The 17,421-nt window shown below is 72.1% G+C and carries 15 protein-coding genes; 10 read left to right on the plus strand and 5 right to left on the minus strand.

Going from position 1 to position 17,421, the window contains the following annotated elements; all coding sequences use genetic code 11:
* Positions 1-87: 87 nt before the first annotated feature.
* Positions 88-2,799 carry a DNA polymerase I gene (gene polA, locus DT019_RS07405; RefSeq protein WP_114035824.1) on the plus strand — a complete coding sequence of 904 codons (2,712 nt, stop codon included), beginning with the start codon at positions 88-90 and terminating at the stop codon, positions 2,797-2,799.
* Positions 2,800-2,872: 73 nt separating this feature from the next.
* On the opposite strand, the gene DT019_RS07410 is transcribed toward polA, so the two are convergent.
* The gene (locus DT019_RS07410) at positions 2,873-3,739 is read right to left on the minus strand and encodes a DUF4184 family protein (RefSeq protein WP_114035825.1); all 867 of its coding nucleotides are present in this window, start codon (positions 3,737-3,739) and stop codon (positions 2,873-2,875) included.
* Positions 3,740-4,185: 446 nt separating this feature from the next.
* On the opposite strand from DT019_RS07410, the gene DT019_RS07415 reads away from it, so the two are divergent.
* The 3 genes from DT019_RS07415 (at position 4,186) to DT019_RS07425 (ending at position 7,179) form a co-directional block, all read left to right on the plus strand.
* Positions 4,186-5,862, plus strand: a complete 1,677-nt coding sequence (locus DT019_RS07415; RefSeq protein WP_114035826.1) for a lytic transglycosylase domain-containing protein — start codon at positions 4,186-4,188, stop codon at positions 5,860-5,862.
* 150 nt (positions 5,863-6,012) lie between these two features.
* Positions 6,013-6,168 (plus strand): SPW_0924 family protein, encoded by a 156-nt coding sequence (locus tag DT019_RS07420; protein WP_114035827.1) that lies wholly within the window; start codon positions 6,013-6,015, stop codon positions 6,166-6,168.
* Positions 6,169-6,183: 15 nt separating this feature from the next.
* Positions 6,184-7,179, plus strand: coding sequence for a DUF3068 domain-containing protein (locus tag DT019_RS07425; protein ID WP_114035828.1), 996 nt, complete (start codon positions 6,184-6,186; stop codon positions 7,177-7,179).
* Between the two features lie 7 nt (positions 7,180-7,186).
* Here the strand turns inward: DT019_RS07425 and hrpB are convergent, their stop codons facing one another.
* The gene (hrpB, locus tag DT019_RS07430) at positions 7,187-9,679 is read right to left on the minus strand and encodes an ATP-dependent helicase HrpB (RefSeq protein ID WP_114035829.1); all 2,493 of its coding nucleotides are present in this window, start codon (positions 9,677-9,679) and stop codon (positions 7,187-7,189) included.
* A gap of 163 nt (positions 9,680-9,842) precedes the next feature.
* A complete protein-coding gene (locus DT019_RS07435) occupies positions 9,843-10,682 on the minus strand; it encodes a class I SAM-dependent methyltransferase (protein WP_114035830.1) in 840 nt (279 codons plus the stop codon).
* A 374-nt stretch (positions 10,683-11,056) separates the two neighbouring features.
* On the opposite strand from DT019_RS07435, the gene rpsA reads away from it, so the two are divergent.
* The 5 genes from rpsA (at position 11,057) to DT019_RS07460 (ending at position 15,485) form a co-directional block, all read left to right on the plus strand.
* Entirely contained in the window at positions 11,057-12,556 is a 1,500-nt protein-coding gene (rpsA, locus tag DT019_RS07440; protein ID WP_100574468.1) for a 30S ribosomal protein S1, read from the plus strand.
* 297 nt (positions 12,557-12,853) lie between these two features.
* Positions 12,854-13,792 carry a PAC2 family protein gene (locus DT019_RS07445; protein WP_114035831.1) on the plus strand — a complete coding sequence of 313 codons (939 nt, stop codon included), beginning with the start codon at positions 12,854-12,856 and terminating at the stop codon, positions 13,790-13,792.
* A 24-nt stretch (positions 13,793-13,816) separates the two neighbouring features.
* Positions 13,817-14,416 carry a dephospho-CoA kinase gene (gene coaE / locus DT019_RS07450; RefSeq protein ID WP_114035832.1) on the plus strand — a complete coding sequence of 200 codons (600 nt, stop codon included), beginning with the start codon at positions 13,817-13,819 and terminating at the stop codon, positions 14,414-14,416.
* A 216-nt stretch (positions 14,417-14,632) separates the two neighbouring features.
* A complete protein-coding gene (locus tag DT019_RS07455; RefSeq protein WP_114035833.1) occupies positions 14,633-15,019 on the plus strand; it encodes a DUF3592 domain-containing protein in 387 nt (128 codons plus the stop codon).
* A 55-nt stretch (positions 15,020-15,074) separates the two neighbouring features.
* Positions 15,075-15,485: a tetratricopeptide repeat protein gene (locus DT019_RS07460; RefSeq protein WP_114035834.1), complete on the plus strand. Its 411-nt coding sequence runs from the start codon at positions 15,075-15,077 to the stop codon at positions 15,483-15,485.
* Positions 15,486-15,509: 24 nt separating this feature from the next.
* On the opposite strand, the gene DT019_RS07465 is transcribed toward DT019_RS07460, so the two are convergent.
* Positions 15,510-15,779: a DUF6343 family protein gene (locus tag DT019_RS07465; protein WP_114035835.1), complete on the minus strand. Its 270-nt coding sequence runs from the start codon at positions 15,777-15,779 to the stop codon at positions 15,510-15,512.
* A 141-nt stretch (positions 15,780-15,920) separates the two neighbouring features.
* Here DT019_RS07465 and DT019_RS07470 point away from each other — a divergent pair, with 141 nt between their 5' ends.
* Positions 15,921-16,817, plus strand: a complete 897-nt coding sequence (locus DT019_RS07470) for an acyltransferase domain-containing protein (RefSeq protein WP_114035836.1) — start codon at positions 15,921-15,923, stop codon at positions 16,815-16,817.
* 32 nt (positions 16,818-16,849) lie between these two features.
* Here the strand turns inward: DT019_RS07470 and DT019_RS07475 are convergent, their stop codons facing one another.
* The gene (locus DT019_RS07475) at positions 16,850-17,212 is read right to left on the minus strand and encodes a hypothetical protein (RefSeq protein WP_114035837.1); all 363 of its coding nucleotides are present in this window, start codon (positions 17,210-17,212) and stop codon (positions 16,850-16,852) included.
* Positions 17,213-17,421 lie beyond the last annotated feature (209 nt).

A 17,421-nucleotide genomic window follows, 5' to 3' on the forward strand; every position in this document is an offset into this window, starting at 1 on the left:
CTGTCACGCCGCACCGACAGCCGTGCGGCCCAGGCTCCGGCCGGGCACTGGCCAGGATTGTCAGTGGGGCGTGGCAGGATCGTGGGCATGGCTGAGACAGCATCGAAGAAGTCCCCGGACAACCGACCGCGCCTGCTCCTCATGGACGGGCACTCCCTGGCGTACCGGGCGTTCTTCGCGCTGCCCGCGGAGAATTTCACGACCGCGACGGGCCAGCCGACCAACGCGGTGTACGGCTTCATGTCCATGCTGGCGAACACGCTGCGTGACGAGGCGCCCACGCACTTCGCGGTGGCGTTCGACGTGTCCCGCAAGACGTGGCGCTCCACGGAGTTCCCGGACTACAAGGCGAACCGCTCCAAGACCCCGGACGAGTTCAAGGGCCAGGTCGAGCTGATCGGCGAGCTGCTCGACGCGATGCATGTCGACCGGTTCGCGACGGACGGCTTCGAGGCCGACGACATCATCGCCACCCTGGCCACCCAGGCCGAGGCGGCCGGCTTCGAGGTCCTGATCGTCACGGGCGACCGGGACTCCTTCCAGCTGGTCTCCGAGCACGTCACCGTCCTGTACCCGACGAAGGGCGTGTCCGAGCTGACCCGGTTCACGCCGGAGAAGGTCGAGGAGAAGTACGGCCTGACCCCGCAGCAGTACCCGGACTTCGCGGCGCTGCGCGGCGACCCGTCGGACAACCTGCCGGGCATCCCCGGGGTGGGCGAGAAGACGGCCGCGAAGTGGATCAACCAGTTCGGTTCGTTCGCGGAGCTCGTCGAGCGCGCCGACGAGGTCAAGGGCAAGGCGGGGCAGAACCTGCGCGACCATCTGGAGGCGGTGAAGCTGAACCGCCGTCTGACCGAGATGGTCAAGGACGTGGAGCTGCCCAAGGGCCCGGCGGAGCTGGAGCGCGCCGCCTACGACCGCGCGGCGGTGACCGGTGTCCTGGACGTCCTCGAGATCCGCAACCCGTCGCTGCGCGAGCGGCTGCTCGCCGTCGACCCGGGTGCGGGCGAGGCGCAGGCCCCGGCGCCGGCCGCCGGGGTGCAGGTCGACGGCGCGGTGCTGGGCGCGGGCGAGCTCGCCCCCTGGCTGGCCGAGCACGGCGCGCAGCCGCTGGGCGTGGCCACCGTCGACACCTGGGCGCTGGGCTCGGGCAGCGTCACCGAGATCGCGCTGGCCGCGGCGGGCGGGGCGGCCGCCTGGTTCGACCCGGCGCTGATCGACGAGGCCGACGAGCGGGCCTTCGCCGCCTGGATCGCGGACGCGTCCCGGCCGAAGGTCATGCACAACGCCAAGGCCGCGATGCGGGTCTTCCCCGAGCACGGCTGGAGCATCGCCGGCGTCGCCATGGACACCGCGCTCGCCGCCTATCTGGTCAAGCCGGGCCGGCGCTCCTTCGCGCTGGACGCGCTGTCGGTCGAGTACCTGGGGCGCGAGCTGGCCCCGGCGGGCGCCGCCGACGGGCAGCTCGCCTTCGGCGCCGACGACGAGGCCGAGGCGGACGCCCTGATGACGCAGGCGCGGGCCGTCCTCGACCTGGGCGACGCGTTCACGGAGCGGTTGAAGGAGGTCGGCGCGGCCGGGCTGCTGCACGACGTCGAGCTGCCCACCTCCCTCCTCCTGGCCCGCATGGAGCGGTACGGCATCGCGGCCGACCGCTCCCATCTGGAGGCCATGGAGCAGCAGTTCGCGGGCGCGGTGCAGCAGGCCGTGAAGGAGGCGCACGCCTCGGTGGGCCACGAGTTCAACCTGGGCTCGCCCAAGCAGCTCCAGGAAGTCCTCTTCGGTGAGCTGGCCCTGCCCAAGACGAAGAAGACGAAGACCGGCTACACCACGGACGCGGACGCGCTGGCGTGGCTGGCCGCGCAGACCGAGCACGAGCTGCCGGTCATCATGCTGCGCCACCGCGAGCAGGCGAAGCTGCGGGTCACGGTCGAGGGCCTGATCAAGACGATCGCGGCGGACGGCCGCATCCACACCACGTTCAACCAGACGGTCGCGGCGACCGGCCGCCTGTCCTCGACCGACCCGAACCTGCAGAACATCCCGGTGCGGACCGACGAGGGCCGCGCCATCCGGCGGGGCTTCGTGGTCGGCGAGGGTTACGAGTCGCTGCTCACGGCGGACTACAGCCAGATCGAACTGCGCGTGATGGCCCACCTGTCCGAGGACGAGGGCCTCATCGAGGCGTTCACCTCCGGCGAGGACCTGCACACCACGGTCGCCTCCCAGGTCTTCGGCGTGGACAAGTCGAAGGTCGACCCGGAGATGCGGCGCAAGATCAAGGCGATGTCGTACGGCCTGGCGTACGGCCTGTCCGCGTTCGGCCTCTCGCAGCAGCTGAACATCGAGGCGGGCGAGGCGCGCGGCCTGATGGACACGTTCTTCGAGCGCTTCGGCGGGGTGCGGGACTACCTCCAGCGCGCCGTCGAGGAAGCCCGTGCGACGGGCTACACGGAGACCATGCTGGGGCGCCGCCGCTACCTGCCGGACCTCAACAGCGACAACCGCCAGCGCCGCGAGATGGCCGAACGGATGGCGCTCAACGCCCCGATCCAGGGCACGGCGGCGGACATCGTCAAGGTCGCCATGCTCAACGTGGACCGCGCCCTGACGGAGGCGGGCCTCGGCTCCCGCCTCCTGCTCCAGGTGCACGACGAAATCGTCCTGGAGGTCGCGCCGGGCGAGCGCGAGCGGGTGGAGACGCTCGTGCGCCGCGAGATGGCGGGCGCGGTGCAGCTGCGTGCCCCGCTGGACGTCTCGGTGGGCGCGGGCCAGGACTGGGAGTCCGCGGCGCACTAGCCCGTTCCTCCGCCGGGCCCGGGACCGGGTCCGGCGGGTGTTCAACTGCCGTGCGTGCGCGGGGAGTCGGGTCTCATGGGCTCGTCCGGTCGGGCCCGCTGCGGGCGGGAGCGGCCGGCTCGGGGGCGGTGGGGTGCGCGGTCCGGCCGAGGCGGCCCGAGCGCCAGGCCCCCGCGTAGACGAGCAGCCCCAGGGCCAGCCCCGTGCCGCCGCCGAAGCACGCGCTCGGGATGAGTCCGAGCACGGAGGCGTCGCCGTAGAAGGCGTACCACCGCAGGCAGCGGTACAGCGCGACCACCGCCCCGCACCCTGCCAGCAGCACCAGAACCGCCCGGCGGCGGCGCGGGTCGAGGCCGGGCGGGGCCGCCGTCGCGGCGGCGGGGGCCCGGCGCAGCGCGGTCACCGTGAACCAGCCGATTCCCGCCAGCGCCAGCGCCGACCCCCCGTACTGGGCATACCAGCACAGAGGGAACCCGGCGAGCTCGTGCCCCAGCGCGGGCACCAGTCGCGTCCCCCAGCGGTCGGGGTGGGTGAACGCGTCCCACACCACATGGGTGGCCGAGCCGATCGCCGCCGACAGCGCGAACCAGCCCGCCAGGGCCCAGGACCCGGGCCGCCGCCACACCTGGCCCCGCGCGACGGCATGGACCCGGGAGCGCCAGGACGCCCTGCGCAGCAGCGCGATCAGCGGTTCGCGCAGCAGCACCCAGCACGCGACCAGGAGGCAGGCCGTGGCGACGTCCACGGTGACGACCCCGAGCGCGGAATGCGTGACCCGGCCGAACGGCATCGCGGCGGGCACGACCGTCGCCACGTAGTACGTCGCGTCCGGAGCGAAGGAGCCCGCGACCAGAGCGGAGGCGACCAGCCGGCCGCGGGCCGTGCCGTCCCTCCGGATCCCCGGCAGCACCGCCGCGGCGTGGCTCAGCGTGAACGGCATGCGTGTCCTCTCGGCCGATCGGCCTGTATGTCCGTGGTTGTTATGGTTCGTCAGCTGTCGGTCGTCGGCTGATAGTCGTTAGCCGTGTGTTAGTGGTTAGCGGTTAGATGGCAGTCGTCACCTGAATTCTGATGGCCTGTGAACCGCGGCCCCTGTGCCCTGGCTGATGGCAGAGGACCTATGGTCACCGGCCGACGGCAGACAACCGATGACAGACGACAGATGACCCATTTCAACCTTCGACTGACGGGCGCCACTTACCCGTCAGCGATCAACAACGTTCGGTATTCGGGACCGGTTCCCCACCACCAACTGGCGACGCGCAGGTGGCGAATCAGTGAAAACCGGTCAGCCCGCGGTGTCATGGCGCCACGGGTTGCCGTAGTGTCACGGGAGTTCTCGCGCTGGGGAGCGCGGACAGCCGAGTACGGGGAGGGACTTGACGTATGGCACCGCAGATGGGCCGACGACTGCGCAAGGGAGCGGGCACCACGGCGGTGGCCGCGCTGGCGGTGGCGGCGCTTTCCGCATCGCAGGCACCGGGAGTCGTGCACGCGAGCAGCCCGACCGATCAGGCGGCCTCCGATGTGACGCCGACCCCCACCCCCGACGCCCCCGCGTCCGGCAACTCCCCGTACTACACGGACCTTCCGCCGCTCGTGTCGCCGATTCCGCCGCCGAACGCGTCGGTGGGCCAGCTTCCCACCGGTGACCTGCAGGGCATACCCGCCACCGTGCTCGACGCGTACAAGAAGGCGGAGGCGGCGCTCGCCACGGACCGGCCGGGCTGCCACCTCCCCTGGCAGCTGCTCGGCGGCATCGGCAAGGTCGAGTCGGGCCACGCGAACGGCGGCCGCGTCGACGTCAACGGCACCACGCTGACCCCGATCCTCGGCCCGGTGCTCAACGGGGCCGGGTTCGCCAACATCCCCGACACCGACGGCGGCGCCTACGACGGCGACAAGGTGCACGACCGGGCGGTCGGACCGATGCAGTTCATCCCGTCGACCTGGGCGTCCTCGGGCCGGGACGGCAACGGTGACGGCGTCAAGGACCCGAACAACGTCTACGACGCGGCGCTCGCCGCCGGGTTCTACCTCTGCGGCAACCACCGCGACCTCGCGGTGAAGGACGACCTGGACCAGGCGATCCTGAGCTACAACCAGTCGCAGGAGTATCTGACCACGGTCCTGACGTGGTTCGACTTCTACCGGCGCGGCACCCACGAGGTCCCCGACGGCACGGGCTCGCTGCCCGGCCGCCGCAGCGACCAGAGCACCGTCAAGCAGCCGCCGGTCACTCCGCAGGCGCCGCCCAGCAAGAAGCCGGCCCCCAAGCCGACGCCGACCCCGCCCGCCCCTCCGGTGAAGCCGACGGTGCCGCCCACCAAGCCCGATGGCGGCGGTACCCCGACGCCCACCGTGCCGCGGGCGACCACGTTCGAGGGCGTGGGCGCCAAGGAGCTGACGGCCTTCGCCGGCGGCGCGTTCGGCGGACAGCCCACGGCGCGGGTGAAGGACGCGTCCGGCAAGGCGATGGCGAAGGTGTCGGTGAAGTTCGAGATCGTCGGCGACACCGACACCCGCTTCGCCGACGGCGCCGCCACCGCGACCGTGGCCACCACGGGCGACGGCACGGCCGTCGCCCCGGAGCTGAAGGCGGGCGAGAAGACCGGCACGTTCACGGTGCGGGCCACCGTCGCCGAGGCGAGCCTGTCCGCCGTCGAGTGGAAGGCGACGGTCGTCGCCCGGCAGGCCGACGTCCTGGCCGGTGCCAAGGAGCTGACGGCCGCGCCCGGCGCCGAGTTCGCCGACCAGGTGTCGGTCAAGGCCACCTACAAGGGCGCCGCCGCCCCCGGTGTGGCCGCCTCCGCGACCATGATCGTGACCCCGGCCGCGGGCGCCGACCCGAAGGCCGCGCCCAAGGTCAACGACAAGGGTCCGTACTTCAAGGACGCCAAGGGCAAGCCGGTCCGTGAGCTCACGGACCTGAAGACGGACGCGCACGGCGTCCTGGTCCTGCCGAAGATGTACGCGGACGGCCAGACCGGCACGTTCCTGCTCCGCCTCACCACCGAAGGCGGCGCCACGCTCACCGTCACGCTCAAGGTGACCGCCTCCTGAGCGGTCCCTGACCCCATCGTTGGACCCCGTTGTTGCCAGCAGCCCCTCCGCCGCCCGTCGGCAGAGGGGCTGTTCGACGTGTTCTCATCTTCGCCGGGCGTTGCTACGGTGCGCACTCCTGACGATCCATCAGCTCCACGGAGGCCGAGCATGCGCGCCCTCATAGCCGCCGCGATCGGGCTGGCCGCCGCCCTCGCCCTCGTCCTGACCGTCTCGGCCATCGGCGCCCCCACCGGCACGACCTCGCCGAAGCCGCTGCTCACCACCGTGCCCAGCGCCCCCGGGAAGATCACCCAGACCAAGTAGAGGAAGAGCGGGTCCATGCGACGCAAAGCCAGTCTCGTCCTGCTCGCCCTCGCCGTGTTCTTCGGCGCCCTGTCGCCCCTGCTGCGCTGGTACGCCTTCCCCCGCCTGGCCAAGATCCCGCCCAGCCAGTACCAGGAGGCGGTCCTGGAGGCGAAGAACGCCACCCTCATCGACTACGGCACCATGCAGTCCAGGACGGTGGCGAAGGTGACGGTCGTCCAGACGCTGAAGGGCAACGTGGCGGCCGCCAAGGAGATCGGGAAGAGCGCGGGCAAGGACGTCGTGGTGTGGGACACCCTCTCCTACGTCCAGGGCCCCGACGGCAAGATGGTCTCCCAGATACCCGAGCGCTACATCTTCGACGCCCACAGCCAGGCGCCCGTCCACGCCACCGGCGAGATGGTCGACGGGGACCCGGTGCAGCGCAGGGGCATCGAGTTCAAGTGGCCGTTCCTGACCGAGAAGCGGGACTACGAGTACTTCGACTTCCAGGCCCGCACCTCCGCGCCCATCCACTACAAGGGCACCCAGAAGTTCCACGGCCTCGACGTGTACTTCTTCGAGCAGACCATCCCGTGGACCAAGGTGCCCTACCCCAAGAAGATGCCGCTGCCCGGCATCGACTCCTCCACCCTGGAGAAGACCACCGGCACCTCCCTCTGGTACACCACCACGCGGAAGTTCTGGATCGACCCGGTCACCGGCGCCCCGGTCAACGGCGAGGAACTCAACCAGGAGGAGATGCGCGGCGGCACCCTGCTGGGAGGCCGCGACAAGGTCACCGTGTTCGCGGGCGACGTCAAGATGCGCGACGACTACGTCGCCCACACCGTCGACCTCGTCAAGAAGAACCGCGTCCTGGTCCTGCTGCTCACCTCCTACCTCCCCTGGGGTTTCCTCGGTCTGGCCCTTGCCCTGCTCGCCCTGTCCCTGTGGCTCGAGGCGCGCGGCCGCCGCCCCAGCGATCCCCCGCCCGCCGTCACCGAGCGCCTCGATCCCGTCGTCGCCTGAGCCGCCCCTACTGTTGGAGCCGCGCCTTCGTGAACCGCGTCGCCTCCGCCGACGTCGGATCCTCGGGCCACGGATGCTTGGGGTAGCGGCCGCGCAACTCGGCGCGGACCGCTCGGTAGCCCTCGCGCCAGAAGTTCGCGAGGTCCGCGGTGACGGCGGCGGGCCGCCCGGCGGGCGAGAGCAGATGGACCAGGACGGGCACCCCGGCCACCTCCGGCGTGCCGTCCAGGCCGAACATCTCCTGCAACTTGACGGCCAGGACGGGCTGTTCACCCCCGTACTCCACCCGTATCCGGGAGCCGCTGGGGACCTGGATGCGCTCGGGGGCCAGCTCGTCGAGCCGGGCCGCCTCCCCGGTCGCCCACGGAAGCAGCCGGCCCAGGGCCGCCCCCGCCTCGATCCGCCCGAGGTCGGCCCGGCGCCGGGCCCGCGACAGCTCGGGCTCCAGCCACTGCGCGGCCCGGTCGAGCAGCGCCTCGTCGCGCACATCGGGCCAGGGCTCCCCGAGCACCCGGTGCAGGAACGCCAGCCGTTCCCGCAGGCCCCGCGCCTCGCGGGTCCAGCGCAGCAGGCCGAGCCCGTCCCGCGCCAGGCCGTCGAGCAGCGCGGCCCGTACGAGCTCCGGATCGGGGCTCTTCAGCGGCCGCACGGACAGCTCGACCGCGCCGAGCCTGGCCACCCGTCGAGCTACCACCTCGCCGTCCTCCCAGTGCACCTCCTCGCCGTCGGAGAGCAGATGGTCCGCGGCGAGGCGTGCGGTCGCCTCGTCGATGACGGCGGCCAGGCGGACGCGGGCGGACGCCGCCTGCACGGGCCGGTCCGCGACGGCGACCGCCAGCCAGTCCGCCGTACCCAGCCCCGAGCCCGCCGCCGCCTCGGCGCCGGTGCCGGACGCCATGAGGAACGCGCCGCCACCGCGGGCCCGCGCCACCCGTTCGGGAAACGCCAGGGCCGCCACCAGCCCCGCCGCGGCCTCGGCGGAGCCCTTCTCGGGGTGGTCACCGGCGAACGGGGCCAGGCGTCGCACCTCCTGGAGCCAGCGCGCCGCGTACCCGTCGCCGCCCCGGCGCGCCGTGCGCCAGGCCGCCGCGAGATCGTCCCCGTACTCGCGGGGCGGTTCCTCGCTGAGCAGCGCCACCACTTCGGCGGCCCGCCGGGCTCCCACCTCGCCGGCGCCGTCCAGCAGGGCGCGGGCGAGCCGTGGATGCAGGCCCAGCCGGGCCATGCGGGCCCCGCGCCCGGTGGCCCGGCCCTGGTCGTCCACGGCGCCGATCGCCGTGAGCACGGACCGGGCCGCGGCCATCGCGCCCGTCGGCGGCGCGTCGAGCAGGGCGAGGCCCTCGGCCGTCGGGTCGCCCCAGCAGGCGGCCTGGAGGGCGAAGGCGGCCAGGTCGGCGACCTTGATCTCGGGGGCCGGGAAGCGCGGCAGGCGGCCGTGCTCCGCCTCGGTCCAGCACCGGTAGACCACGCCCGGCGCCTCGCGCCCGGCCCGGCCCGCCCGCTGGCGGGCCGCCGCCTGCGAGGCCCGCACCGTCGTCAGGGCGCCGAGACCCCGGGCGTGGTCCACCCTCGGCTCGCGGGCCAGCCCGCAGTCGACGACCGCCCGCACCCCGGGAACGGTCAGTGAGGACTCGGCGACCGAGGTGGCGAGGACCACGCGCCGATCCGGCGATCCGGCGAGCACCGCGTCCTGCACGGAGGCCGGGGCCCGCCCGTGCACCTGGAGCACCTCGATGCCGGGCAGATCACCCAACTGCCGTGCCACGCGGGCGATTTCCCCCACGCCGGGCAGGAAGCAGAGCACATCCCCGTCCTGCTCGGCCAGCGCCCGGCGCACGGTGGCCGCCACGTGCGAGAGCAGGGCCGGATCCACCCGCATGCCGTGCGGTGGCCGGACCGGCTGCGCGGGGGGCGCCCACACCACGTCCACCGGGTGGGCCACCCCGGCTGCCGTCACGACCGGTGCGTCCCCCAGGAGCCGGGCCCAGCCCTCCGCGTCCGTCGTCGCGGAGGCGGCCACCAGACGCAGCTCGGGCCGCAGCGCGGCCCTGACGTCGAGGAGGAAGGCGGCGACGGTGTCCGCGTCGAGATGGCGCTCGTGGCACTCGTCGAGCACGACGACATCGACCCCGGCCAACTCCTGGTCGCGCTGCAGGCGTTGAAGGAGCACTCCGGTGGTGACGACCTCGACGACGCTGCCGGGGCCGACGGACCGCTCGCCCCGCACGGTGAAGCCGACCCGCCCGCCCGTCCGCTCGCCGAGCAGCCAGGCCATCCGCCGCGCGGCCGCCCGGGCCGCGATCCGGCGCGGCTCGGCGACCACGACCCGGCGCACCGGGCCGTCCCCGGCCAGGCCCGCGAGGACCAGTGGCACGAGGGTCGTCTTGCCGGTGCCGGGCGGCGCGCACAGCACGGCCGTCCCGTGCCCGTCGAGCGCGGCGAGCAGCTCGGGCACGGCCTCGCGGACGGGGAGGGCGTCGAGTGCGTCGGTTCGGATCATGCGCTCAGTGTCGTACGTCCCGCCCGGCGGCGTGACGCTCTGTCCACAGGGACGGTGGGCTTGTATGACCAATCCCGGGCCGGGAGGCCCGGCCCGGGATTGGCGAGCCCCGTCCTGCCCCGTCCTGCCGCGTTCAGCCGTGTTCAGTCGGTTTCTGCCGGGTTCAGTCGCGTACGCACACGAAGATCGCGGTCCCGGGGATCAGATTGCCCCGCAGCGGGGACCAGCCGCCCCACTCCTGCGCGTTCCAGGCCGGCCACTCCGGCTCGACCAGGTCCTCCAGGCGGAAGCCGCCCGCGACCACGTCCCGCACCCGGTCGCCCAGGGTGCGGTGGTGCTCCACATAGACGGCGCGGCCGCTCTCGTCCTGCTCGACGTAGGGCGTGCGGTCGAAATAGGAGGCGCCGACGGAGAGGCCCTCGGGGCCCGGCTCGTCCGGGAACGCCCAGCGGATGGGGTGGGTGACCGAGAAGACCCAGCGGCCGCCGGGGCGCAGCACCCGGCGCACCTCGCGGAAGACCTTCACCGGGTCGGCCACGAAGGGGACGGCGCCGTAGGCCGAGCACGCCAGGTCGAAGGAGGCGTCCGCGAAGGGCAGGGCGCCCGCGTCCGCCTCGATCAGCGGAAACGTGCCTCCGTCGATGCGCAGCGCGTGCTGGAGCTGGCGGTGCGAGAGGTCGAGCGCCACCGGGCGGGCGCCCTGGGCGGCCAGCCAGCGCGAGCACTGGGCGGCGCCCGCCCCGATCTCCAGGACGTCGAGACCCTTCAGGGACTCCGCCGGGCCGAGGAGGCGGGCGTCCGCCTCGTCCAGGCCCTCGGGGCCCCAGACGAACCGGTCGTCCCCGAGGAACGCCCCGTGATCGGTCTGGTACTCGTCGGCGTTGCGGTCCCACCAGCCGCGACTGGCCCGGCTGCTCTCCGTGTCCCCGGCGGCACGCCGGGTCGCCTCGGGCCCGGAATCGGAGCCGTTATCGGACTCGTACGCTTGGATCTCTTGGCTCATCGTGTCCGTCGTTGTAGTTTGCGCGGAACGCGACCTCGTGTTCTCGAAGGTCTCGAAAAGAGGTCTGCGGGGCCCATCGTGGCCTCGGGGAACCTTAGTTGTGCCGGGAATGCGGGGATCCGCCCCGGGTGTGCGCCTTCGCGCATTGACCGTGTCCGGCTGCCCCCGTATGCTACAAGTTGCGCTGCGAGCCTGCGCACCTCAGACGTAGCAGGCGCGCTTCCATCTGTTGTATGTCCCCTCGGTTGTCGAGGCGCCATCCGGACCGACCCGGAGAGGCGCTTCCCAGGCTGTCCGGCTTCTGCAGAGGCGATACGGGCTCTCGGCGTGGCAGTACCTACGACTTTCTGTCCGTAACCGGAGCCCTTTCCCACATGACGAGCAGCACCGAGACCACCGCCACCACCCCGCAGGTTGCGGTCAACGACATCGGTAACGAGGAAGCCTTCCTCGCCGCGATCGACGAGACGATCAAGTACTTCAACGACGGCGACATCGTCGACGGCGTCATCGTGAAGGTCGACCGGGACGAGGTCCTGCTCGACATCGGTTACAAGACCGAAGGTGTCATCCCGAGCCGCGAGCTCTCGATCAAGCACGACGTCGACCCGAACGAGGTCGTCAAGGTCGGCGACGAGATCGAGGCCCTGGTTCTCCAGAAGGAGGACAAGGAAGGCCGCCTGATCCTCTCGAAGAAGCGCGCTCAGTACGAGCGTGCCTGGGGCACCATCGAGAAGATCAAGGAAGAGGACGGCATCGTCACCGGCACCGTCATCGAGGTCGTCAAGGGTGGTCTCATCCTCGACATCGGCCTCCGTGGCTTCCTGCCGGCCTCCCTCGTCGAGATGCGCCGCGTCCGCGACCTCCAGCCCTACGTGGGCAAGGAGCTCGAGGCGAAGATCATCGAGCTGGACAAGAACCGCAACAACGTGGTCCTGTCCCGCCGCGCCTGGCTCGAGCAGACCCAGTCCGAGGTTCGCCAGACGTTCCTCACCACCCTGCAGAAGGGTCAGGTCCGCTCCGGCGTCGTTTCCTCGATCGTCAACTTCGGTGCCTTCGTGGACCTGGGTGGCGTCGACGGTCTCGTCCACGTCTCCGAGCTCTCCTGGAAGCACATCGACCACCCGTCCGAGGTTGTCGAGGTCGGCCAGGAAGTCACCGTCGAGGTCCTCGACGTGGACATGGACCGCGAGCGTGTCTCCCTGTCGCTGAAGGCGACGCAGGAGGACCCGTGGCAGCAGTTCGCCCGTACGCACCAGATCGGGCAGGTCGTCCCCGGTAAGGTCACCAAGCTCGTTCCGTTCGGTGCGTTCGTGCGCGTCGACGAGGGCATCGAGGGCCTGGTCCACATCTCCGAGCTGGCCGAGCGCCACGTGGAGATCCCGGAGCAGGTCGTCCAGGTCAACGACGAGATCTTCGTCAAGGTCATCGACATCGACCTCGAGCGTCGCCGGATCTCGCTGTCCCTGAAGCAGGCCAACGAGTCCTTCGGTGCCGACCCGGCGTCGGTCGAGTTCGACCCGACCCTGTACGGCATGGCCGCGTCCTACGACGACCAGGGCAACTACATCTACCCCGAGGGCTTCGACCCCGAGACCAACGACTGGCTCGAGGGCTACGAGACCCAGCGCGAGGCGTGGGAGGGCCAGTACGCCGAGGCGCAGTCGCGCTTCGAGCAGCACCAGGCCCAGGTCATCAAGTCCCGCGAGGCCGACGAGGCCGCCGCTGCCGAGGGTGCTGCCGCCCCGGCCGGTGCCCCGGCGGGCGTCTCCGGCGGTTCGTACTCCTCGGAGTCGGACGACAACTCCGGCGCCCTGGCGTCGGACGAGGCGCTGGCTGCCCTGCGCGAGAAGCTGGCGGGCGGCCAGAGCTGACGCTCTGACCTCGGCTGGTAGATAGCTGAAAGCAAGGCCCGCTCCCTTGGGGGAGCGGGCCTTGTCGCATGTCCCGGGCCGTGGGGCCGAACGGGTCCGGCCGGGGCGTCAACCCGGTTCATCCGCAGCCGAGTTGTCCGGTGTTCCCGCGGCGGCCGGGTGCCGCCCGGCAGACTGGACGCGTGCCCCGCGACCGTTCACCGGGCCGCGCACGGCTTTCTGTGAAAGCGGCGGGGACGGGAATGCCCGCGTCCTGGCGGTCGTTCTTCCTGATGAACACGAGGAGGAGCGGTAATCGTGCTTGATCCGCAGGATTTGTACGAATGGGAGCCGAAGGGCCTCGCCGTCGTCGACATGGCGCTCGCGCAGGAGTCGGCAGGCCTGGTCATGCTGTACCACTTCGACGGCTACATCGACGCGGGTGAGACCGGCGAGCAGATCGTCGAGAAGCTGCTGGACACGCTGCCCCACCAAGTGGTGGCCCGCTTCGACCACGACCGCCTCGTCGACTACCGCGCCCGGCGCCCGCTGCTGACGTTCCGGCGCGACCGCTGGACCGACTTCGAGGTGCCCGCCCTGGAGGTCCGCCTGGTGCAGGACGCCACGGGCGCGCCCTTCCTGCTGATGTCGGGCCCCGAGCCGGACGTCGAGTGGGAGCGCTTCGCGCTCGCCGTGCGCCAGATCGTCGAGCGCCTCGGTGTGCGCCTCTCGGTCAACTTCCACGGCATCCCCATGGGCGTGCCGCACACCCGTCCCGTCGGCATCACGCCGCACGGCAACCGCACGGACCTGATGCCAGGACACCGCTCGCCGTTCGACGAGGCGCAGGTGCCCGGAAGCGCCGAGTCGCTGATCGAGTACCGCCTGATGGAGTCCGGCCACGACGTCCTGGGGGTGGCCGCGCATGTGCCGCACTACGTGGCGCGCTCGGCCTACCCGGACGCGGCGCTGACCGCCCTGGAGGCGGTCACGGCGGCAACGGGCCTGGTCCTGCCCAGCGTTGCGCACAGTCTCCGTACGGAGGCCCAGCGCACCCAGACCGAGATCGAGCGCCAGATCGGCGAGGGCGACGAGGAACTGGTCAGCCTGGTCCAGGGCCTTGAGCACCAGTACGACGCGGTGGCGGGCGCCGAATCGCGCGGCAACCTGGTCGCCGAACCGGCGGATCTGCCCTCGGCGGAGGAGCTGGGCCGCGAGTTCGAGCGGTTCCTGGCCGAGCGGGAGGGCGACGCCTAGCGGCGGGCGCCTAAGCTTCCGCTCATGCTGAAGGTGGGCCTGACCGGCGGTATCGGCGCCGGCAAGAGCGAAGTGTCACGGCTGCTCGTCTCCTACGGAGCCGTGCTGATCGATGCGGACAGGATCGCGCGGGAGGTCGTCGAGCCCGGAACCCCGGGCCTGGCGGCCGTGGTCGAGGCGTTCGGCCCCGACATCCTGTCCGCGGACGGCACCCTGGACCGCCCCAAGCTGGGCGCCATCGTCTTCTCCGACCCGGACAGGCTCGCGGTCCTGAACAAGATCGTGCATCCGCTGGTCGGCGCGCGCTCCGCCGAACTGGAGTCGGCGGCCGGCCCCGACGCGGTCGTCGTCCACGACGTACCCCTCCTGACGGAGAACGGCCTCGCGGCGCTGTACGACCTGGTGGTCGTCGTCGACGCGACCCCCGAGACCCAGCTCGACCGGCTCGTGCGGCTGCGCGGCATGAAGCCCGAGGAGGCACGGGCGCGGATGGCGGCCCAGGCCGACCGCGCCCAGCGCCTGACCGTCGCCGACCTGGTGGTCGACAACGACGGCCCCCTGGAGGCGCTGGAGCCGCAGGTGCGCAAGGTGTGGACGGAGCTGGTGGACCGGGCGGGACAGTAGGGGGAGGCCCTCGCCCGGCGGCCCCATGCGGAGGGCGGGGCGCGGTCGTCTCGAGCGGCCGCGAATCCGCTTGTGCGCGCCCCGCGCGCCGGGGGAGTGCGAGCCCCGCCGGGCCGGCGCACCGGCGCGTATCGGAGCCGTAGGGGATTCGCTCGTCGTGCTGGGTTTGCGCGACTTGGCCCGCCGCAGGTCACCGGGGCGGATTACGATCCGGGTGTGGTCTTCGTACTGGCGGGTTTCACGGTGCTCGGCGGTCTGGTGGCGCTCCTCGCCGGGGCGTACGGGCTGCGGGAGAGTCGGCGGGTCCAGCGGGCGGGCGCGTTCGCGTGGGCGCTGGTGAAACCGGCACCGCAGGGCGCCGAGCGGCCCCTTCTGCAGTTCGAGACCGATGAGGGCCACGTCCTCGAACTTCCCTCCCCGGTCCCGCCCAGCCGCCGCGAGCCCCTCCCGCCGGGCAGCACGGTCCGCGTGTCCTACGATCCGGCCGACCCGCGCACCGTCGTCGTCCTGGGCCGCGAACGCACCGCCGTGGACCGGGCGTTCGTGGCGGCGGGCGCGGCGATCGTGCTGCTGGGGCTGACACTGGCCGCGGCCGCCCTGTGAGGCGCACGCCCGCGCGCGATCGACTTCACAGGCGTACGGAATACCCGGGCTGGGCATGGCGTTGACAACGCCCAGCGAGGGAAAGGACAGGCAGGTGGCGGAGAGCACCCCCGAGACGCACGTCATCGACTACCGCGCGGCCGAGCAACTCCTGGCCGCCCGGGACCCGCGTGGCGCCGTCAAACTTCTCGACTCGGTCATCGCGGCCCACCCCGAGAACACCGCGGCGCGTCTGCTGCGGGCCCGCGCCTTCTTCGCCGCGGCCCAACTCCGCTCGGCCGAGCTGGAGTTCCAGCTGGTCCTGGAGCGTGAGCCGGACAACGCCTTCGCCCACTTCGCCCTGGCCCGCACCTACGAGCGCGAAGCCCGGCCCGACCAGGCCAAGCGCCACTTCCGGCTGGCCGCGGCCCTCGATCCGAAGCCGGAGTACCTGGCGGCGGCGCGCTTCGAGGACGAGGCCGAGTAGCCGGACCCGCACAGGAACCGGCGCTCAGGGCCGGCGGGTGCGCGGCGGCTCGTAGGGCGGCACGTCGCGACCCGGCTGGTAATGGGGGCCCTGCCGGATATGGCGGATGATCATGAAGAGGTCGACGACGATCACCGCCGTCAGGGCCGCGCAGGCCGCCATCCACCCCGGCCGCCCCTCCAGCGCGAAGCCGACCGTGCCTCCGGCGGCCCAGATCAGGCCCCAGATGCTCAGCCAGAGCCGCATCCGCAGGGGGCTGCGGGCGGTGATCGGTTCGTTACCGGTGCGCGGCATGGTGATCGCCTCTACAGGGGGTGTACCCGCTGGGCCGGAGGCGAAAGCCGCAGGGCACGAGGGATCCGGACGGTATGCCGGTGCCGGGCGCGTCCGCGAATGCGGCGGCGCGGGACGATCCGGGTGGCTAGGGTGGCGCGCATGCTGCTCCTCGACGATCTCCCCGAGACGCTGCTCGACCTCGCCGTACCGCACGAGGACATCAACGAACTGACCTCGCTGGCTGCCCGCTTCGCCGCCGAACCCGAGCTCGCCGAGCTCCTGGAGCGTTCGGCGCGGATCCTCGTCCACGACATCGGCGCGGTCGGCGTCCACCCCGAACTGCCCGCCCTGCCCGAGGGGTTGGGCGACCTCGAGCGCTGGTTCCCCGTGTACGTCGCGGTCGCCGCGCTGCCGCACGTCAGGGCCTACCACCGCGAGCGGGGCATCCCCGAGGACATCGCCCGCCGCACGCTCGCCGACCTCGGCCGGCACATCGCACTGCACCACCGGCGGCGCGGAATCGGCGGCCTCGCGGTGCCCGGCTGGCTGCGGCTGCACTTCCGGGGCGAGATCTACCAACTCGGCCGGCTCCAGTTCCAGCGCTCACGGCTCGGCGAGCGCACGAGCCGGGCCATCGCGGCGGCCGGGCTCGACGTGGAACCCGGTGAACCCTGCCTGGACCTGCACATCCCGGACTACCAGGGCCCGTTGACGCCCGCCGCGTGCGCGGACTCCATCGACCGGGCCAGGAGGTTCTTCGCCCGCCACTTCCCCGAGGAGCGCTACCGGATCGGCGCGTGCCACTCCTGGCTGCTCGACGACCAGCTGCGCGACCACCTTCCCGAGCACTCCAACATCCTGGGCTTCCAAGACCTGTTCCGTACCGCCTACAAGGACGACGAGCCGTCCGACCGTGAACCCGTCGGCTTCGTCTTCGGCGACCCGGAGCTTCCCGTGGCGGGCCTTCCGCAGGACACCGCCGTCCAGCGCGCCGTCACCCGGCACCTCCTGGACGGCGGCCACTGGTATCTGGGCCACGGCTGGTTCGAGCTGTAGGCGCGGCAGGGGCACCGTCGGCGGAAGGCGGCTCAGTGCACGAAGCTGAAGCTGCGCCAGGGCGCGGCCTTCGGCGCGACGTTGTTGGTGAGCCTGCTGCCGATGTACGTGGTGTCCTTGCCGGTGCAGTCGGGCGTCCTGTACATGACCATGTCGACCAGCGTGTTGTTGGAGAGCCCGGTCGTACCGGACGGGGGGAGCCGGTGGCAGCCTCTCACCTTCGGGCTGGTCAGGGTGACGGTCGTCTCGGGACCGATCGAGTAGGAGATGGTGCCGATCGCCGTCCGCCCGAGGCTGGAGCAGGCCGTGGTGGCGAGGGCGAGCAGCGCGGCACCGGCGGCGATCCGCGTCCGGCGACGGCGGCGGGCGGGGGACTGGGACGCGGGCACGGACATGAGCGGTCCTCGTCTGTACGGCATGGCTGCGGCGGTCAGTGTGGTCAGCCTGCCCCCTGACCGCCCTCCCGGCATCCGGTGTGCGCCGTGGATAGCCCGGCCGGGCGACAGAGTGCCGAAGCCCCACAGTTCCTTTTCCTCTTGTGTGGCGCGCACACATCACCGCGTCGGCCGTGTGCTGCCTAGCGTCTACGCGGACGGGGGCAGGG

Source organism: Streptomyces sp. SDr-06, from assembly GCF_003324565.1.
Classification (GTDB): domain Bacteria; phylum Actinomycetota; class Actinomycetes; order Streptomycetales; family Streptomycetaceae; genus Streptomyces.

Excerpts from the sequence above, each read along its gene's own strand:
- polA (WP_114035824.1), top strand. The coding sequence starts at position 88 with ATGGCTGAGACAGCATCGAAGAAGTCCCCGGACAACCGACCGCGCCTG.
- DT019_RS07410 (WP_114035825.1), bottom strand. The coding sequence starts at position 3,739 with ATGCCGTTCACGCTGAGCCACGCCGCGGCGGTGCTGCCGGGGATCCGG.
- DT019_RS07415 (WP_114035826.1), top strand. The coding sequence starts at position 4,186 with ATGGCACCGCAGATGGGCCGACGACTGCGCAAGGGAGCGGGCACCACG.
- DT019_RS07420 (WP_114035827.1), top strand. The coding sequence starts at position 6,013 with ATGCGCGCCCTCATAGCCGCCGCGATCGGGCTGGCCGCCGCCCTCGCC.
- DT019_RS07425 (WP_114035828.1), top strand. The coding sequence starts at position 6,184 with ATGCGACGCAAAGCCAGTCTCGTCCTGCTCGCCCTCGCCGTGTTCTTC.
- hrpB (WP_114035829.1), bottom strand. The coding sequence starts at position 9,679 with ATGATCCGAACCGACGCACTCGACGCCCTCCCCGTCCGCGAGGCCGTG.
- DT019_RS07435 (WP_114035830.1), bottom strand. The coding sequence starts at position 10,682 with ATGAGCCAAGAGATCCAAGCGTACGAGTCCGATAACGGCTCCGATTCC.
- rpsA (WP_100574468.1), top strand. The coding sequence starts at position 11,057 with ATGACGAGCAGCACCGAGACCACCGCCACCACCCCGCAGGTTGCGGTC.
- coaE (WP_114035832.1), top strand. The coding sequence starts at position 13,817 with ATGCTGAAGGTGGGCCTGACCGGCGGTATCGGCGCCGGCAAGAGCGAA.
- DT019_RS07460 (WP_114035834.1), top strand. The coding sequence starts at position 15,075 with ATGGCGTTGACAACGCCCAGCGAGGGAAAGGACAGGCAGGTGGCGGAG.
- DT019_RS07465 (WP_114035835.1), bottom strand. The coding sequence starts at position 15,779 with ATGCCGCGCACCGGTAACGAACCGATCACCGCCCGCAGCCCCCTGCGG.
- DT019_RS07470 (WP_114035836.1), top strand. The coding sequence starts at position 15,921 with ATGCTGCTCCTCGACGATCTCCCCGAGACGCTGCTCGACCTCGCCGTA.
- DT019_RS07475 (WP_114035837.1), bottom strand. The coding sequence starts at position 17,212 with ATGTCCGTGCCCGCGTCCCAGTCCCCCGCCCGCCGCCGTCGCCGGACG.